At 68.8% G+C, this 16,320-nt stretch carries 15 protein-coding genes; 1 reads left to right on the top strand and 14 read right to left on the bottom strand.

What is annotated here, in order from left to right; all coding sequences use genetic code 11:
- Window positions 1–143: 143 nt before the first annotated feature.
- The 9 genes from FNH04_RS01140 to panB form a co-directional block, all read right to left on the bottom strand.
- Window positions 144–1,073 carry an NAD(P)-dependent oxidoreductase gene (locus tag FNH04_RS01140; RefSeq protein WP_152779374.1) on the bottom strand — a complete coding sequence of 310 codons (930 nt, stop codon included), beginning with the start codon at window positions 1,071–1,073 and terminating at the stop codon, window positions 144–146.
- Complete coding sequence (locus FNH04_RS01135) at window positions 1,060–2,097, bottom strand: TauD/TfdA family dioxygenase (protein ID WP_152779372.1); 1,038 nt, start codon at window positions 2,095–2,097, stop codon at window positions 1,060–1,062. The genes FNH04_RS01140 and FNH04_RS01135 overlap by 14 nt, the downstream gene beginning before the upstream one ends.
- 74 nt (window positions 2,098–2,171) lie before the next feature.
- Window positions 2,172–2,930 carry a hypothetical protein gene (locus tag FNH04_RS01130; protein WP_152779370.1) on the bottom strand — a complete coding sequence of 253 codons (759 nt, stop codon included), beginning with the start codon at window positions 2,928–2,930 and terminating at the stop codon, window positions 2,172–2,174.
- Window positions 2,927–4,276, bottom strand: coding sequence for an aminotransferase class III-fold pyridoxal phosphate-dependent enzyme (locus FNH04_RS01125; RefSeq protein WP_152779368.1), 1,350 nt, complete (start codon window positions 4,274–4,276; stop codon window positions 2,927–2,929). Before FNH04_RS01125 ends, FNH04_RS01130 begins: the two co-directional genes overlap by 4 nt.
- Window positions 4,273–5,139, bottom strand: a complete 867-nt coding sequence (gene panC, locus FNH04_RS01120) for a pantoate--beta-alanine ligase (protein WP_194236499.1) — start codon at window positions 5,137–5,139, stop codon at window positions 4,273–4,275. The genes FNH04_RS01125 and panC overlap by 4 nt, the downstream gene beginning before the upstream one ends.
- A 2-nt stretch (window positions 5,140–5,141) precedes the next feature.
- On the bottom strand, window positions 5,142–5,759 hold the full coding sequence (locus FNH04_RS01115) for a dTMP kinase (RefSeq protein WP_152779364.1): 618 nt from the start codon (window positions 5,757–5,759) through the stop codon (window positions 5,142–5,144).
- Window positions 5,759–6,895 (bottom strand): serine hydrolase domain-containing protein, encoded by a 1,137-nt coding sequence (locus tag FNH04_RS01110; RefSeq protein WP_152779362.1) that lies wholly within the window; start codon window positions 6,893–6,895, stop codon window positions 5,759–5,761. Before FNH04_RS01110 ends, FNH04_RS01115 begins: the two co-directional genes overlap by 1 nt.
- Window positions 6,892–7,944 carry an alcohol dehydrogenase catalytic domain-containing protein gene (locus FNH04_RS01105; protein ID WP_194236498.1) on the bottom strand — a complete coding sequence of 351 codons (1,053 nt, stop codon included), beginning with the start codon at window positions 7,942–7,944 and terminating at the stop codon, window positions 6,892–6,894. Before FNH04_RS01105 ends, FNH04_RS01110 begins: the two co-directional genes overlap by 4 nt.
- Before the next feature lie 130 nt (window positions 7,945–8,074).
- A complete protein-coding gene (gene panB / locus FNH04_RS01100; RefSeq protein ID WP_386573826.1) occupies window positions 8,075–8,812 on the bottom strand; it encodes a 3-methyl-2-oxobutanoate hydroxymethyltransferase in 738 nt (245 codons plus the stop codon).
- 530 nt (window positions 8,813–9,342) lie between these two features.
- On the opposite strand from panB, the gene FNH04_RS01095 reads away from it, so the two are divergent.
- Window positions 9,343–10,257, top strand: coding sequence for an ArsR/SmtB family transcription factor (locus FNH04_RS01095; RefSeq protein WP_152779356.1), 915 nt, complete (start codon window positions 9,343–9,345; stop codon window positions 10,255–10,257).
- On the opposite strand, the gene aepY is transcribed toward FNH04_RS01095, so the two are convergent.
- From aepY to FNH04_RS01070, 5 genes are all read right to left on the bottom strand, one after another.
- Entirely contained in the window at window positions 10,218–11,456 is a 1,239-nt protein-coding gene (gene aepY / locus FNH04_RS01090) for a phosphonopyruvate decarboxylase (protein ID WP_322722284.1), read from the bottom strand. The genes FNH04_RS01095 and aepY overlap by 40 nt on opposite strands.
- Window positions 11,453–12,397, bottom strand: coding sequence for a phosphoenolpyruvate mutase (gene aepX, locus FNH04_RS01085; RefSeq protein WP_152779351.1), 945 nt, complete (start codon window positions 12,395–12,397; stop codon window positions 11,453–11,455). The genes aepY and aepX overlap by 4 nt, the downstream gene beginning before the upstream one ends.
- 57 nt (window positions 12,398–12,454) lie before the next feature.
- Window positions 12,455–13,477, bottom strand: coding sequence for a C-terminal binding protein (locus FNH04_RS01080; protein WP_152779349.1), 1,023 nt, complete (start codon window positions 13,475–13,477; stop codon window positions 12,455–12,457).
- Between the two features lie 77 nt (window positions 13,478–13,554).
- On the bottom strand, window positions 13,555–14,955 hold the full coding sequence (locus FNH04_RS01075) for an aldehyde dehydrogenase family protein (protein WP_152779347.1): 1,401 nt from the start codon (window positions 14,953–14,955) through the stop codon (window positions 13,555–13,557).
- Window positions 14,952–16,313 (bottom strand): cupin domain-containing protein, encoded by a 1,362-nt coding sequence (locus FNH04_RS01070; RefSeq protein ID WP_152779345.1) that lies wholly within the window; start codon window positions 16,311–16,313, stop codon window positions 14,952–14,954. Before FNH04_RS01070 ends, FNH04_RS01075 begins: the two co-directional genes overlap by 4 nt.
- Between the last annotated feature and the right edge of the window lie 7 nt (window positions 16,314–16,320).

Genomic DNA, 16,320 nt, shown 5'->3' with positions numbered 1-16,320 from the left:
TTGCACAGAACACGGCCCTGTGGAGAATTTTCCGGGCCGGTGAGCAAATGCTATCCGGGCCGGGCCGAAGTACCCACCGTGTTCGTCGGCTGACGAACACGGTGTCCGGCAAAGCCGGAGATGTCCGGCTGAGGAGGTCCTCGTCATCGCTCCAGGACGAGCTTGATTCGCCGCAGGACCTCGGCCGTCATTCCCTGTCGGGTCGTCGTGGTGGCGCTCCCGATATGCGGAGTGAGTACCGCCCGGGGATTGCGGCGCAACTCGTCGGGGACCAGGGGCTCGTCCTCGAAGACGTCGAGCGCGACTCCACCCAGATGACCCGACTCCAGCAGTTCGACCATGGCCGACTGGACGACCACTCTGCCCCGGGACGTGTTGACGATGACGGCTCCGGGCGGCAGGGCCGCCATCACGGCCTTGTCGACCATCCGGTCGGTCCGCGGGGTCAGGGGAACATGGATCGTCAGGAAGTCACTGACCCGTGCGAGGTCGGCCGGCGTCTCCTGAGGAATCAGGTCCGGTGCGTGAACTGCCTCGGGTCGATGCCGGAGATAGTGGACCTCCATGTCGAAGGCCCGCGCGCGCCTGGCCACCGCCTGACCGATCGCGCCCATTCCCAGCACCCCGAGCCTGTGGCCGGCGAGTTGCGCACCCAGAAACGCGTCGGGCTCCCAGCGCCAGTCCGCCCCGGTCCGGACGAACCGGTCGGCCTCCACGATCCTTCGGGCGCAGGCCAGCATGAGGCCGAAGGTGTGCTCGGCCATCGCCGCCGCGAGAGTGCCCGCCGCTGTCACGACACGCACGCCCGCGCGGGCACACGCTTCGAGGTCGACATGGTCCGTTCCGACGGAATAGGTGCCGATCACGCGCAGGCCGTCGCCGGCCGCCCGCAGCAGGGCCTCGTCGACCCGCTCGTTCGCGGTCACCAGCAGGGCGTCACAACCGGCCACCGCTCGCAGCAGGCTGTCCCGATCATGGCCGTGCCACGGTTTTGGGGACAAGGGCTGGAGCAGGGCGGCGGACAGGCCCGGGAGATCGGCGGTGACCAGGATTCTGTGGTCAGCTGTTCGCATCGCGGCTCGGTCGCATCCCGTATCGGTGACGGCACAGCGTGGTCGGGAAGACCCGCCCGCCGTCGAGGTTGACCCACTGCCGCAGCAGCAGTCGGCCGCGGTCGCCGGTGGAGGCGTCGGTGAACGCCCGACGGGAGTGCACGACCACGTTGTTGTTGACGAGCTGCAGGTCGCCGGCGCGCAGGGCGTACTCGGTGGCCGCTCCCGGCTGGGCCGCGAGCGCCTCGAAGAGGTCCAGGGCGTAGCGCTCCAGATCGCTCACGGGGACGCTGGTCCTGGTCCAGGCCGAGTCGACGTAGTCCCGCAGGAAGTACCGGCAGGTCAGTTGTCCGTCGTAGTAGCCGAAGACCGCGTTGCGGTAGGCCGGTGGCTCCTCCTCCCCCCGGTTCTCGTAGACGAATCCGTTGTAGTAGAGGCCGAGCAGTTCCGGCGCGCGCGTCAGCAGCTCGTTGTAGATCGTCATGGCACTGCTGATCAGCGATGCGCCGCCGTTCTCGGCGGGCCGTACGCACAGCAGCAGCGCGAGGTCGCCGTCGTCGGAGTGGAACCGCAGTGCGCTCGTGGTCTGGTGGCCCCGGACGGCGTTGTTGTCCAGACCGCCCTTGCCGTAGTCGCGCACATCGGCGATGTACTCGCCCTCGGCGTTCTGGATGACCGCGGTACCCATGACCGCGCCGAGCGCACGGTAGAGGCCTCGTGTCTCCTCCGGCGAGAGGTCGTCCACCGGCAGTCCGCGCAGGACGGCCGTACCGATGTGGGTCTCGGTCCGGTGTGCCGTCGCGTGCGTCAGCGCGGACAGTTCGGGCATCGTCTCCCGGGCGAGATCGCGCCAGACCGCCCGATCGGCGTGGAGCGACAGTGCGGCCTTGCCGAGCGCGCTCACGAAGGCCGATATCTCGCCGAGGTGCTGGGGCGTCAGTTCGTGCAGGACGCCCTCGGGCCGCGGGAGGTCGGCGGCGACCCACGCTGTGCCGTCCGTGACCGGCTGCGTGAGGATCGCTTGTGGCATGTCAGGAATCGCCATCCGTACTCAGTCTCCTCGTCATCACGAGTACCGCGCCGTCGATGACCGGCGCGGTGAGAATCGCTTGCGGGATGTCAGGATTGGCCCGCCGCGCCCGGTCTCCTCAGCACCACGAGCACCGTGCCGTCCGTGGCGTCGATGGTGTCCTCGCAGTCCAGGCCGCCCGCCGCCGCCACGGTCGACAGCAGCTCGTCCCTGCTGAAGCGGGCCTCGCGGCCTCTGGCGCGCAAGTGGTCCCGCATGACGTCACCCGAGATGGCGCCCCATACGGGGAGAGGGATGTCGCGGTCGGGGAGCACCGAGTAGTCGACCTCGCCCGCATCCGGTCGCCAGAACAGCGCCTGCTCCGCCGGTGTGAGGGCGGCGTGGATCTCCGAGTCGCGTTCGTACAGGCCGAAGCGTACGGTGACCGCCAGGATCCCGGCCGGCGCGACGAGATCGCGCAGTCCTCGGATGCCGGCCGGCAGATCATGAGCACTGAAGCGGTTGACCAGCCGGTCCGCGAGCACGAGCTCGTACGCCTGCTTCAGGTGCCCGGGGATCGGCCGGGTCACATCGACGAGGTGCCGCCGGTCCTCGACGAGCCCGAGCGTATGGCTCGCCGCCCGCAGGATGCCGGGTGCGAAGTCGAGTACGTGCAGGTCCGCGCCCGCCTGCTGGGCCGCCGTGGACAGGGAGACCGTACTGGCGCCGACCACTGCCGTCCGCGCACCGGGCCGCATCCGCCGTGTGAACTCCCTCTGGTGCTCGGGGGCGGGACCGCCGTAGTAACCGGAGTTCCAGTAGTGCTCGCCGACGAGGTCCCAGGCGCGTGCCTTGGCCGGGCCGTTCACCGGGCCTCCTCGGTGACGGCGGCCACGATCGCCGCCCGCAGCTTCGAGACGATCTCCATGACCTCCGTCGCGCCGGTGATCAGCGGCGGGCAGAGGGCGATCACATCGCCCAGATCCCGAACGATCAGGCCTCGCGCGCGGGCTTCGGCCGCAACCCGCCGCCCGATCCCGCGTTCGGGGTCGAAGGGCCGGCGGGCGACGCCGTCGGCCATCAGTTCCACCGCGGCCAGGCCGCCCACGCAGCGCACCTCGCCGACGACCGGCAGGTTCAGCAGTTCCTCCAGTGAGGTCTCGAGCAGCGTCTCCAGCTCGGCGACCCGCTCGTAGATCTTGCGTTCACGGATGATGCGCAGGTTGGCCCGCGCGACCGCCGCGGCGACGGGGTGGCCGCCGAAGGTCGATCCATGCCCCAGGACACCGTGCGTGTCGGCCGCCGCCGCGATCGCGGCGGTGAGGTCGGCGCCCAGCAGGACCGCGCCCAAGGGGGCGTACCCGGCAGTGATTCCCTTCGCGACCGTCACCGCGGCGGGTTCGAGGCCGAAGCGCTGGTAGCCGAAGAGATGTCCCAGTCGGCCGAACCCGCACACCACCTCGTCGGACACCAGCGGAACGTCCAGTTCTGCCAGCAGCCGCGCCATCGCCGGCCAGTAGCCGTCAGGGGGCACCAGCACGCCTCCCGCCGCCATGACCGGCTCGGCGACCATGGCGGCCACGTTCTCCGGCCCGGCTGCAAGGATGCGCTCGCGTGTCGTGCGGACGATCCGGGCGACGTACTCGTCCTCGCTCTCGCCGTCGAGGTGGTCGCGATAGAAGTGGACCCGGGGCACCCGGACGGTGAAAGGCAGCGGCAGGTCGAATCCGTCGTGCTGGCGCGGGATCCCCGCCAGAGTCGCGGCGCCGAGGGTGGTGCCGTGGAAACCCGAGTCCCGGGTGACGATGAGCTTGCGGGCGGGAGCACCGCCGGTGTTGCCGGCCAGCCAGAGGAACTTCAGGACCGATTCCACGGCCTCCGACCCGGACGCACCGAAGTACACGGAGCGGAACTTTCCGCCCGCGGCCTGCAACAGCTCTTCCGCGAGGAGGACCGTCTCGGCGCTGGTACGGCCCAAGGCACAGGCGAAGGCGGGAAGTTCGGCGTACGCCGCGGTCGCGGCCGCGATCAGGTCCGGCTCCGAGAAGCCCAGGTTGGCGTGCCAGAGGCCGGACAGCGCGTCGATGTACTCCCTGCCGCCCACGTCCCGGACGCGGATACCGTCGCCCTCGGCGATGATCAACGGCGGCTCCTGCCGGTGCACTCGGTGATCGGTGAAGGAGTAGACGACCGGCCGGGTCGCCAGGCCGGTCATGGAGCAACCTCCGTCACGCGCATGTTGTCGATGAGACGGACACCCTCCAGGTGCGCGGCGGCGAACAGCCGTATCGGGGCGTGGAAGTCCAGCGTCCGCACCTCGGTCAGGGACTCCTCCTCGCAGGCCACGAGGTACTCGACTTCGAATCCCCGCTCGGTGAGGCAGTCGCGGGCCGCGGCGAGCACGGTCGGCAGCGGGTCGCCGTCGAGCAGCCTCGCCCGTGACTGCAGGAGAACCCTGTGGATGTGCGGAGCCACGGCCCGCGCGTCGAACAACAAGCCCTTGTTGCGGGAGGACATGGCCAGCCCGTCCGGTTCACGCCTGGTGACGCCCCGTACCACACGGACGGGCAGGCGCAGATCCTGGACCAGGGTCTCGATGATGCGCAGCTGCTGGAAGTCCTTCTCTCCCCAGTAGGTACGGTCGGGCCGGACGAGATTCAGGAAGAGCAGGCTCTCCGTCACCATTCCGTCGAAGTGACCCGGCCGGGTTCTCCCGCAGAGCTGATGGCTCAGGCGGGGCACGGACACATGGGTGCCGAAGTCCTGCAGGGTGCGGGCGCGTCCCGGGAAGATCTCGTCCCAGTCCGGCAGGAACACCACGGTCGTCCCCCGTGCCTCCAGCAGCTTCAGGTCGCGCTCCACGGTCCGTGGGTAGGAGTCGAAGTCCTCGTCCGGTCCGAACTGCAGCGGGTTGACAAAAATGCTGCAGATGACCAGATCGCATTGCTCGCGGGCCAGGTCGACCAGGCTCAGATGGCCCTCGTGCAGCGCGCCCATGGTCGGTACATAGCCGATGACCGAACCCGACAGGCGTCCGGCGTCCCACTCGGCGGCGAGCTCCGGGGCTGTGCTGATCACTCTCACAGGAGCCCGTCCAGTTTCCCCGCGACCGCCGCGACGACCCGCCGGTGCACGTCCTCGGTGGTGCCCTCGGCCTCGACCCAGGTCCATTGGGACGCCTGTGGCAGCTCGGAGTAGGCCGCTCGCATGCGGCTGATGAACCCGAGGTCGATCCACTCCTCGGGGTCGCGGGCCTTGACCCGGTCGAACGCCACGGAGGGCTCAAGGTCCATCATCAGGGTGAGGGTCGGTTCCGGCAGCCCCCTGAACATGCCCTCGATCAGCCACCGGTTGCTGGCTCCCAGTGCCTCGGCCGCGGCGATCTGGCAGTAGGCGTACCGGTCGGCGATGATGAGGTCGGTTCCGTCCGGGGCGGTGCCCAGCGACGACATGGCGACCCACTTCACCGCCGCGGTCATGACCTTGTGGGTGTCCGGGCCGAGCATGGCGAACCGGTCGACGTGGCCGTGTTCGACGGCGATCTCGTCCAGCCGGGTCGACAGCCCCTGCAGGCTCGGGTTGGGGTGGACGAACACGGAGAGACCGCGGTCTTCACAGGCGGCCTTCAGCATCTCGATCTGGGTGCTCTTGCCGGCACCGTCGAGCCCGATGAACGCGACGATCGGTGGTGTGGTCATCACAGGCTCACCTTCCGCTGGAGGTGGTGGTCGGCGAGTTCGGCGAAGGTGGCTTGCAGGACCCTCGTCCGCCCGTAGCACGGCGCCGCGAACAGCATGATCAGCTCTTCCTCGAGATCGACGATGAAACTGGTACCGGCGCGCCCCAGCCAGGCGAGACGGCGGGCTTCGGCCGGGCGGCAGGTGCGCGGCCAGATGCCGAAGTTCAGGCTGAATCCCCACCCCGGGCCCGGGATGTAGTCGGGCCCCGTGTCGTGCAGACCGACGATCTGGTCCGACAGAAGCTCGGCACACGCTGCCTCGCTCAGGAAGGCGGAGCCCGGGGCGGGAAAGAACACGGCCTTGAGGAAGGTCAGATAGTCCCGCAGGCTGGCCAGGCCGCCGCTGCCGGCGGACCTGTACCCCGCCGTTCGGCGATCGAGGTCCGTCAGCGACTCCCCGGTGGGCGGATCCATCGGGGGCTGGAGCACGGACTGCATCCCGAGGCCCGGTGGCAGGAAGAACCCGCTCGACGCCATCCCGAGCGGTTCGAACAGATGCCGGCTGAGGAGCAGGTCGAGCGGTGTCCCGAGGTGGTGTTGGAGCAGCAGGCCGGCCACGTCGGCGGAACGGCCGTACTCCCACTGCTTCCCCGGCGGTGCCGAGAGCCGGCAGTCGAATATGCGGCGCAGGAAGTCGGTCTCGTCCGTGTCGTAGGCGCGGTCGGTGTAGTCGAACGGCAGGACGCCTGCCGCTCGGTACTCCCGCTGCATCCGCTCGTGTTCCTTCGAGCCGGCCAGGCCGGAGGACATGGTCAACAGCTGGCGCAGCGTCATCCCGGCCGGGACCCGCACTGCGGCCAGCCCGGCCGCGAGCTCCCGGACCGGCATGTCGAGACCGGGCAGGAGTCCGGCGTCGATCAGCCGTAGTGCCAGCGTGGCCAGCATCGGCTTGGTCATGGAGTAGAGGCGGATCACGCTGTCCTGCGACACCGGTCGCCCGGTCGGCGAGTTGCGTCCGACGAACACCGCCAGATCTCTGCCGGCCGCGACGTCGTGGATGCACGCCGCACCGCCCACGACACGACCGGCTTCGGCCTCCGCCGTCAGGACGGCTCGGCAGTGTTCGGCGAGGGATTCCAGCTCCGGGCGCGTCACAGGCCACCCCTGTCGAGGTCAGGCACCAGGCTCACTCGTCCGCTCTCGTGGCGCTCGGCGGCGGCGAGGGCGTCGTCGATGTCGTCGAGCGCGTAGTCGGCCAGGGGGATCTCACGCAGTGGAGTCGGCCCGGACAGCAGATCGACGGCAGCGATGAGATGGCGCTGCTGATAGCGGATCACACTGGTGACGGTGACGCCCTTGCGCGTCAGCACACCGGGTATGAAGGACACGGTGTCGGTGGGGCGGGTGTTGATGATCCCCATCATGACGATCTGGCCTCCCGGCCGGACCTGTTCGAGCGCCGTGACAAACGACTCGGGTGATCCTGCCGCGACCACCACGACGTCGTAGACCCCGCCGAGAGTCCCCGCCGACGACACCTCCCCGAGGGAACGCGCGTTCGGAAACCGCTCGGCGATCCGCCGCCGCGAGGGGACTCGGTCGTACACGTCCCACGCCGCCACCGCGGAACCACCCGCGACGGTCGCGAGCCCCAGCGCGCCGGCACCGATCACCAGACACGGTCCGTCCACCAGGTCGGGCCTGATCGCGTCCACCACCGCAAGCCCCTGTGCCACCGCGCAGTTGGCCAGGGCCGCCAGCTCGCTGGGCATCCCGGCCGGAACCTTGACTCTGATCTGTTCCGGGTGCAGCTGGTAATGGCTGGCGAACGCGCCGCGGAAGTGTGGCCGCCGGAGGCTGGAGTGGCCCCATGAGTCGTAGGCGCGCTCACACAGGTGGGTGCGGCCGAGGGCGCACATCGCACAGCTGCCGCAGACCCGGAAGTAGGTGCAGACAAGCCGGTCCCCTTCGGAGAGGGGTTCCCCCCGGGCGTCGACCATCGGGGAGCCGTCCGTTCGCACGATCCGTCCGACGAACTCGTGACCGAGCACGCAGTCGTGCAGGGTGGGGTGCCCGCCCCGCCATACGTGCACGTCACTGCCGCAGATGTTCGCCCGCTCGACAGCGAGCAGTGCCCCTCCGGGCCGTGGCGGCAGCAGCGCGTGTTCCCGCCGTTCGAGGCCGCCGTCCGCGAGAGCGTTCACTGTGACACCTGTCGTCATGGCGTCCCTCCGGCAGTTCTGGGGGAGTGTGTCTTCGGGTGGCACCAGTCGGGCGCGGACACCCGCCCGGTGCGCTCGGGAAGCTGTCGAGGAGCGGGCTCATCGCGTGTGATCATTCGAACGCGTGCTCCGGCCCGGGGAACGCGCCGGTGCGCACCTCGCCGGCGAACGCGCGGACCGCCTCGTCCAGCGTCCCCGCGAGATCGGCGTACCGCTTCACGAACCTGAGTGGCCGACCGGTGCGCAGACCGGCCATGTCCTGCCAGATCATGACCTGCGCGTCGCAGTCGGCGCCTGCGCCGATACCGATGGTCGGCACGGGCAGCTCGGCGGTCAGCTGCTTCGCCACCAGCGCGGGAACCATCTCCAGCACCACGGCGAACGCCCCGGCTTCGACCACCGCCCGGGCATCCTCCAGCACCTCGGAGACGGCCTCGCCGCGGCCCTGCACCCGGTAGCCACCCAGTTGGTGCTCGCTCTGCGGGGTGAACCCGATGTGCGCCATGACGGGGATGCCCGCCTGCACGATCCGGGCGATCTGCGGCGCCACGCGCCGTCCGCCCTCGAGCTTGACGGCCTGGCAGCCGCCCTCCTTCATGAACCGGACGGCGGTACGCAGCGCCTGCTTCGGCCCGTTCTCGTAGGAGCCGAAGGGAAGGTCGCCGACCACGAGTGCGTGCTCCGTACTGCGCACCACGGCCTTCACGAGCGGCAGCAGTTCGTCGACGGTCACGGCGACGGTCGTGTCGTGACCGTAGACGTTGTTCGCGGCCGAGTCGCCGACCAGCAGCGCGGGCACGCCCGCGGCGTCGAAGATGCCGGCCGTGTACTGGTCGTAGCTGGTCAGCATGGCCCATCGGTGCCCCGCCTCCTTTGCCGCGCGCAGGTGTCTCGTGCGAACACGGCCACGGGTCGGCCATTCAAACGTCGCGGGCGGTTCTTCCCTGGAGTCCTCAGGCATGACACATCCTTTGAATCATGGTGCCGTGGATCCCCTCGGCAGAGACGATTTCACCGATGGCCAAGGGGAAATCCCTGAACGCAATACAGCGGCCGTGATGCACCGTCAGCGTTCGGAGGCGGGGAAGTTCACCGTCCAGTTTCGGGCAGCGCAGAATTTCACCATTGAGCCCCCGTTTCCATGCTCAACCCAGCCGCCGCTGACGCGTTTCAGTTTCACAAGATCGTCTGGGATCGGTTTCCGACCCTATCCGACGCCACACGAGAGACACAAGAGTGTCAAACTTCACTCCGACTTACCGTCATAAGTGCCTGGGTATCAATGCCTGGTATCAATGCAGTTGTCTTCACACACTCCTCTGTCGTGCCCAACTACACCCAGACGCCCACTAAGGCGTGTCCTCACATCAGGGAAATCCCGTGATCCGACTGCACCTTGATAACGAGAGCCTGCGTTCGATCAGGCTGGCACTCAGCCCGTTATGGGAGACTCTTGGCAGCCTGGCACTCTTCGCCCGTTACCGCGGCGCGGTTCCGTCACCGTACGCAAGCTGGATGCACTACGCACGGCGATCGGTGCAACCAGAAGTAATGGGTCCACTTCTTGATCTGACACGCAGACAAGAGGCGGCGTTCCTGAAGCGAGCCTACGCCTACATTCCCGACCCGTCCCGAACGACCCTTTCGGCCGAGCTCAACTTCCTGCGGCAGGACGGAAACACACCGGGCGAAGAGCAACTGGTGGACCTGCTCGAACAGTACTGGCACGGGGCGATCGGCCCCTACTGGAACTCGATCCGTACATCACTGGAGGAGGAAGTCCTCTTCAGGGCACGGACGCTGGCCGTCGGCGGCCCGGAGGCGATGCTCGCGGAACTGGGAGGCCGGGTGCATTGGCAGCGGCCGACATTGACCGCCCCCTACCATCTGGACCTCACTCGTTCTGTTGCCCGCGCGCAACTGGTATTGATACCCAGTGTGTTCTCGGGCGGTACGCGCATGTTTACCGTGAATGAACCGACCATTGCGATGTCGTACCAGGCTCGGGCGTCGGGATTCCTCCCCCTGGTCGCGGACACGAAAAGCGATGAGGAGAGCAAGGACCGCTTGGCGCTGCTCATCGGAACCGGCCGGGCGCGGATCATGAGGGCGCTGGAGATGCCCAAGACCACCACCGCCGTCGCCCAGTCGCTCGGTCTGGCGAAGAGCACGGTCTCCCAGCACCTGGCGGTACTCACCTCGGCAGAGCTCGTCTGGAGGCAGCGTCTCGGCGGCCGGGTCTTCTATCAGCTCGATCACAGTGGATTCGCCCTTCTTGAACAGTTGGGGGACTGATACGTCGCGCTCGGCCCGAGGCCCGGCCACGACGACGCGCCGGAGTTCCCTCCGGTCAGCCCCGTCCAGGCCGCGAGCCAGGAGCGGAACCGGTCCGCCACCTCGCGCGGACTGATGGTCGGTCTCCCCAGTCCGGAGACCGACCCCGGCGCGATACGAAGGTGCACCAGGTGCGGACCGGGTGACGAAGTGAGCGTTTCCAACGCCTTGCTGAAACCGGCCAGGGTGTTGCACCGGGTGGCCGTCCGATAGCCGCACGCGGCGGCTATTGCGGCGAAGTCGACCCCCGGGGAGACGGTCGGCTGGCCTCCCGTCGAGTCATGACTCGCGTTGTCGAGAACGATGTGCACGAGGTTGCCCGGCTGCATGGCCCCGATCGTGGCCAGGTTGCCCAGTTTCATCAGCGCGGCGCCGTCCCCGTCCAGGACGACCACGGGCCTCGGTGAGTTGAGGGCCACTCCCAGGCCCACAGCACTGACGCAGCCCATGGAGCCCACCTGGTAGAAGTGCTGATCCCGGTCGGCGAGTGTGTACAGTTCACGCCCACCCTTGCCGGTCGACACCAGGACGGCCGCCTCGTCGGGAACCCACGCCAGGAAGCTCGTCAGGGCCTGGAGCCGGGTCGCTCCGGAGAAGCTCTCCCGGAGATCGGTGATGTCGCCCGTCGACGGCGCAATGGCATGCGGCGCGCTCAGGGGCATGTCCGCCACCGAGCCGGCGGCCATGACCAGTGCGCTGGTCCTGCGGTCCGCCGCTGCCCGGACGGCCCGGTCCAGGGTTCCCCCGACCATGTCGTCGGCGGTGGGGAAGGGCTCGTGGCCGATCTCCATCAGCGCGAGCAGCCCGGGGGTGATCCGGCCCATGAGTTCGTGCTGCGGTTCGTCCGGCTTCCCCGGCTCCCCCCGCCAGGTGCAGATGAGCAGGGTCGGGATGCGGAACGGCCGGTTCAGCGAGGTCAGGGGGTTGACCATGTTCCCCAGGCCGGAGTTCTGGCACATCGTGATCGTCTGTCGGCCCGCCAGCCAGGCGCCGGCCGACAGGGCGATCGCCTCCCCCTCCGAGGTGGCCGGGACGTAGTGCAGGTCGGCATCGGAGATCACATGGTTGATCAGAGGCGTCAGCAGAGAGCAGGGCACCCCGGCGCAGAAGTCGTAGCCGCGCTCCGCAGCCGACCGGACAAAGGTCTGGGCGGAGATCACCAGACCTCCTCACCCAGCGGCATGCGCTGCGGCAGATAGCGGTGCGAGGCCCTCTCCAACTCCGGGTAGTCAAGAAGGTCGAAGACCTCCTTCAGCGGTGCGATGCGACGCTCCACCCCGGTCACCGTCCGCGTCTGCCTGACCTCTCGGCAGGCGGAGCGCATGGCCGCGATCGAGGCCCGCATCATGTGGTTGGCCCAGATCACCGCGGAGACTCCGTGCTCCTGGAACGCGTCGGTCGGGACCGTGTGGTACGTGGTGGGCGTCACGATGAGAGGGCACCGCTCGGCCCACTCCTGCGCGAACCTCAGGATCTCCTTGCCGTCCGTCTTCTTGGAGTGAATGAACACGGCGTCGGCTCCGGCCTCCCGATACGCCTCCGCCCTGCGCAGCGCCTCGCCGAATCCGTGACCGGCCACCAGAGCCTCCACCCGCGCGACCACGGTGAACGCCGGAACGGTCTGGGCGTCCTTGCAAGCCTTGATCTTGCCGCAGAACTCGTCGATCTCCGCCAGCGGATGGCGCTCCCCCACGAAGGAGTTCAGCTTGGGGAAGACCTTGTCCTCGATGCACACACCGGCCACGCCCATGCGGCACAGGCTGGTGACGAGACGTCTGGCGTTGTTGAAGTTCCCGAAGCCGGTGTCACCGTCCATGAGCACCGGAGTGCTCACCACCTCGGTGATCGAGCCCACGACGTCGACGACCTGCGTCCACGACAACTCGTTGCTGTCCCGGACGCCGAAGGCCGTGGCTATGGAGAGGCCGGAGGCCCAGATCGCATCGAACCCCTCGTCCTGGACGATCTTCGCGGACAGGCCGCTGTGCGCCTCCATGAGGAAGCCCAGGGAGTCGCTGGTGAGCAGCTCGCGCAACCGGTCGGCCGGTTGCGAAGGAGCGGGGCCGCGCGGGACCGGTGTGCCGGGTCCTTCGACTGTCATCGATGTTTCTCCGTTCTGAGCATGACGTTCGCGGGGTCTGCCGGCAGAGGACCGGGCTCACACCACCCGGCCGAAGCGCGGGGGCTCGCCGGTGGTGAGGGTGTGGGCCACCTCCTCGGCGACCCTCGTCCGCTGGCTCACCTCCGATTCCTCGGAGAGGAAGGCGCGGTGCGAGCTGACCACGACGTTGTCGAATTTCAGGATCTCCCGGTTGACCTCGCTGCGATTCGGGTCCTCCGGCGTGAACACGTCCGCCGCGTAGCCGTTCAGTCGGCCTCCCCGCAGCGCCTCGAGCACCGCCTCCGGGCGGACGAGCCCGCCCCGGGCCGCGTTGACCAGTACTGCTCCCGGTCGGAGGTGGGCGAGTGAGGTCTCGTTGATGAGGAACCGGGACGAGTCGTCCAGTGCGGCGTGGAGCAGGACCGCGTCCGACTGGGTCAGCAACTCCTCCAGGCTGTGCGCCTTGCGGACGCCGTGGCCGATCATCAAGTCGGCGTGCACCCAGGGGTCGTAGGCGACGACCCGGCCGTAGAAGCCCGTCAGCCTCCTGCTGACGGCGCGTCCGATGCGGCCGAATCCCACCAGGCCTGCGGTCAGTTCCTGAAGCCGCCTGGGACGTCCGCCGGTGAAGATGTTCCAGCGGTCCTCCTTCACCGCCTGGTTCTGCACGCAGATGTGTCTCTCGAGGGCGAGCAGCAGCGCCATCGTGTGCGTGACCACCTCGTCGACGCAGTAGTCCGGCACGTTGAAGGCCGGTATGCCGCGCCGGGCCAGGACCGGCGCGTTGAGATTGTCGACACCGACCCCCTGCCGGGCGACGACCTTGCACGTGCCGGCGAGCACGTCGGCCAGCTCTTCGGTGACCTGGGCGCGGTACACGACGACGGCGTCGGCTCCCGCGATCCACTCCAGGAACTCCGGTCCCTCGGTGACGAACGCCCCATCGCGCATCAGCCCCAGATCGAGTCGGGCGTCGCCGGGGAGAGCGGCATGCTCGATTCCGGCCAGTCGTGGATCGACCTCTCCATGCTCATCCAGCGCCCACGCTGGGTCTGTGTAGACGACTCGGTAGTCGGACATGGGCTTCCCCTCACGGGCTCGGCGGCGTCGGAATCGGGTCGGAATCGGATCTGTGCGTCGTCGTGCGGCTCAGCCCCTCACAGGACGAGGGTCCGCACCGTGGTCATCTCGTGGATCGCGAAACGCACACCCTCGCGTCCGACACCGCTGTCCTTCACCCCTCCGAACGGGATGTTCGGGGAGTCGAACTGAGGGCCGTCGTTGACGATGACCGCGCCGACCTCGAGTTCGTCCATGGCTTGGCGGACGGCGCTCAGCCGTTCGGTGAACAGTCCGGTCTGCAGCCCGTACCGGGTGCCGTTGGTGATCGCGATCGCCTCGTCGAGCCCGCTGACCCGGATGACCGGGGCACACGGTCCGAAGGTCTCCTCTCGGACCAGCCGGACGTGCCGTGGGACCTCGTCGAGCACCGTGGGCCAGAATTGGGCGCCCTCGCGGTGGCCTCCGTGGACGAGCCTGGCCCCGGACCGCACGGCCTCCTGGACGCGTCCCTCGACCGCCAGCGCCGCCGCCTCGTCGATCAGCGTCCCCACGTCCGTCCCGGGGTCCCGGGGGTCGCCGACCACGAGGGCCGCTGCCTGCTCCCGGAGCAGTTCCACGAACTCCCCCGCCACGTCCTCGTGCACCAGGATTCGTTTGACTCCGCGACAGGACTGACCCGACGTGGCGAAAGCGCCTGCCGCCGCCGCCCGGGCCGCCGCCGGAAGGTCCGCGTCGTCCAGGACGATCAGCGCCCCGCTGTCGCCGAGTTCGTAGGTGGACCGGCACATGCCGATGGTGGAGGCGATGTGCCGTCCGACGTCCGCGCTGCCGGTGAAGGTCACCATGTCGATCAAGTCGCTGGTGATGAGCGCCTGCCCGGTCTCCTCCGGCGTGCCGGTCAGCAGCGTCAGCATCGGGGCCGGCAGGCCGGCGTCCAGCAGGCACCGGACGAAGCGGATCGCGGTGAGGGGCGTCTTCTCGGACGGCTTGAGCACCACCCGGTTGCCCGCGGCGATGGCCGGCCCGACCTTGTTGACCACCTGATGGAGCGGTCGGTTGAACGGGGTGATGGCGGCAACCACGCCCACCGGGTCTCGCCTGGTCACGGCGGTTCGACGGTGGCGCGCCGCGGTGACGTCCGTGGGTATCGCCTCGCCGCTAATCCGTTTCGCCTCCTCCGCGCAGAGCCGCAGCAGCGCGAGCGCGCGGCCGACCTCGCGGTCGGCGTCCTTGCGGGCCAGCCCGGACTCCCCGCAGATCGACTCGGCGAAGCCGTCCGCGTCCGCCTCGACCCTGGCCGCCGCCTCGGTGAGGATCTCCGAGCGGTCGAAGGCCGTGAACCGGGGACGGTAGGCACGTGCCGCGCGAAGCGCGGTGCGGACCTGGTCCGCGTCCGCCACGCCGACACCGCCCACGACGTCGCCGGTGTACGGATTGCGGACCTCGACGGTGCGCTCGCAGGCGACCCACTCACCCGCTACGAGAATCTCGTTCATCCCGCGGACTCCTGGTCTCCCCAGCCGATGCGGTCATGGCGTCCGCGGCGCAGTGTCGCGTCGGTGCGGAAGGTGTTCGTCATCTCCATGCGGTCCAGGTAGGAGTACCCCTCCCCGCTGCTCATCTTGATGAGCGCGCCCTGGCCGCTGAATCCATGGGCGACGCAGGCACCCACCCAGAGGCTGTCGTCGACGCCGAGCTCGGCGGAGCGGCTCGTACCGTCCGAGCCGGTCCAGTGCAGCAACGGCGACCCCTCGGTGACGAGGTAGTGGGTCGGGCCGTGTTCGCACAGATCCGGTTCGAACTCCGGGGACCGGTTGTCCACCAGGACGAAGAGGCCGTACAGGTCCGGCAACTGGGGTGAGGCGGCCATCGAGGCGACGGTGTACGACCTGAACCTGCGGATCCCGGCGATGCTGTCGTCGAGCGAGCCGTACGTCTTGCCGACCGCGTCGTGGGAGCGGTGCACCGGCAGCAGTGTCCGGTAGTCGACTCCGAGACACCGGGACAGAGCGGTGATGCCGGCGGGATCGAGTGCGTTCGTCCGGCCCCGGAGGTAGGCCGTCACGCCCTCCGGGTCGATACCCGCGGCCTCAGCGGCGCTCTGCGCGTCGAAGCCCCGGCGGTCCAGCTCGATGGCGAGCAGTGCCGGGCCATGGGGGGCCTCGCCCAGGTCCGCCGTCAGCCGGGCGAAGGCGGGCTCTCCCCAGGTATTGAGCCCTTCCGTGAAGTGGTGAAGGTTGGAACGCGTGGTGTACGAGAGGATCCGCGCGGGCTCGCCGGAGGCCAGGGAGTAGGTGTGCGGGCAGTAGGGAGGCTCGACATAGGAGTCCCCCACGATCCAGGAGCACGCCGAGTCCCGGTTTGCTCGCAGAACGCTCCAGGTGGCGTCGGTGAGTTCGTCTCCCCAGCGGCCGTTGATGTCGCCCGGACCGAGATTGACGGTGATGGCCGGCTCGAGGTGGCCGTTGTTCAGCTCGGGCAGCCGGTCCTGCGGGCAGAGGATGTCGAGGATGACCGGGGCGATCCAGCCCGTCGGCGCGGGCAGGGTGTAGTAGTTGTAGAACTCGATCCCACCGCGTTCCACCGTCCTGCCGGTGGCTTTGAGCTGATCGGCCGTCTGGTGGATGACCGTGGGCAGCTCGTCGTCGCCGCCGAGTTGGCCGACCGTGATGTTCAGGTAGTCGGCCAGCCCGGCGGCGTCCCGGCCCGGGAGCAGTGTGCTGCGGTGACGCAGGATCTCATCCAGTACGGCCGTACTCACCGCGGTGTGCGCGCCGACGAGGTCGGGCGTCACCTTGCGAGCGTTCAGCCAGTGCCTCAGTTTGTAGGGGTCAACGACGACGGATCCGTCCATGCCATCC

This window comes from Streptomyces phyllanthi (assembly GCF_009377205.1).
Lineage (GTDB): Bacteria > Actinomycetota > Actinomycetes > Streptomycetales > Streptomycetaceae > Streptomyces > Streptomyces phyllanthi.
The sequence above is the reverse complement of the archived record's forward strand: the minus strand, read 5'-3'. Positions and strand labels throughout refer to the sequence as shown.

Excerpts from the sequence above, each read along its gene's own strand:
- FNH04_RS01140 (WP_152779374.1), bottom strand. The coding sequence starts at position 1,073 with ATGCGAACAGCTGACCACAGAATCCTGGTCACCGCCGATCTCCCGGGC.
- FNH04_RS01135 (WP_152779372.1), bottom strand. The coding sequence starts at position 2,097 with ATGGCGATTCCTGACATGCCACAAGCGATCCTCACGCAGCCGGTCACG.
- FNH04_RS01125 (WP_152779368.1), bottom strand. The coding sequence starts at position 4,276 with ATGACCGGCCTGGCGACCCGGCCGGTCGTCTACTCCTTCACCGATCAC.
- FNH04_RS01115 (WP_152779364.1), bottom strand. The coding sequence starts at position 5,759 with ATGACCACACCACCGATCGTCGCGTTCATCGGGCTCGACGGTGCCGGC.
- panB (WP_386573826.1), bottom strand. The coding sequence starts at position 8,812 with ATGCTGACCAGCTACGACCAGTACACGGCCGGCATCTTCGACGCCGCG.
- aepX (WP_152779351.1), bottom strand. The coding sequence starts at position 12,397 with ATGACAGTCGAAGGACCCGGCACACCGGTCCCGCGCGGCCCCGCTCCT.
- FNH04_RS01080 (WP_152779349.1), bottom strand. The coding sequence starts at position 13,477 with ATGTCCGACTACCGAGTCGTCTACACAGACCCAGCGTGGGCGCTGGAT.
- FNH04_RS01075 (WP_152779347.1), bottom strand. The coding sequence starts at position 14,955 with ATGAACGAGATTCTCGTAGCGGGTGAGTGGGTCGCCTGCGAGCGCACC.
- FNH04_RS01070 (WP_152779345.1), bottom strand. The coding sequence starts at position 16,313 with ATGGACGGATCCGTCGTCGTTGACCCCTACAAACTGAGGCACTGGCTG.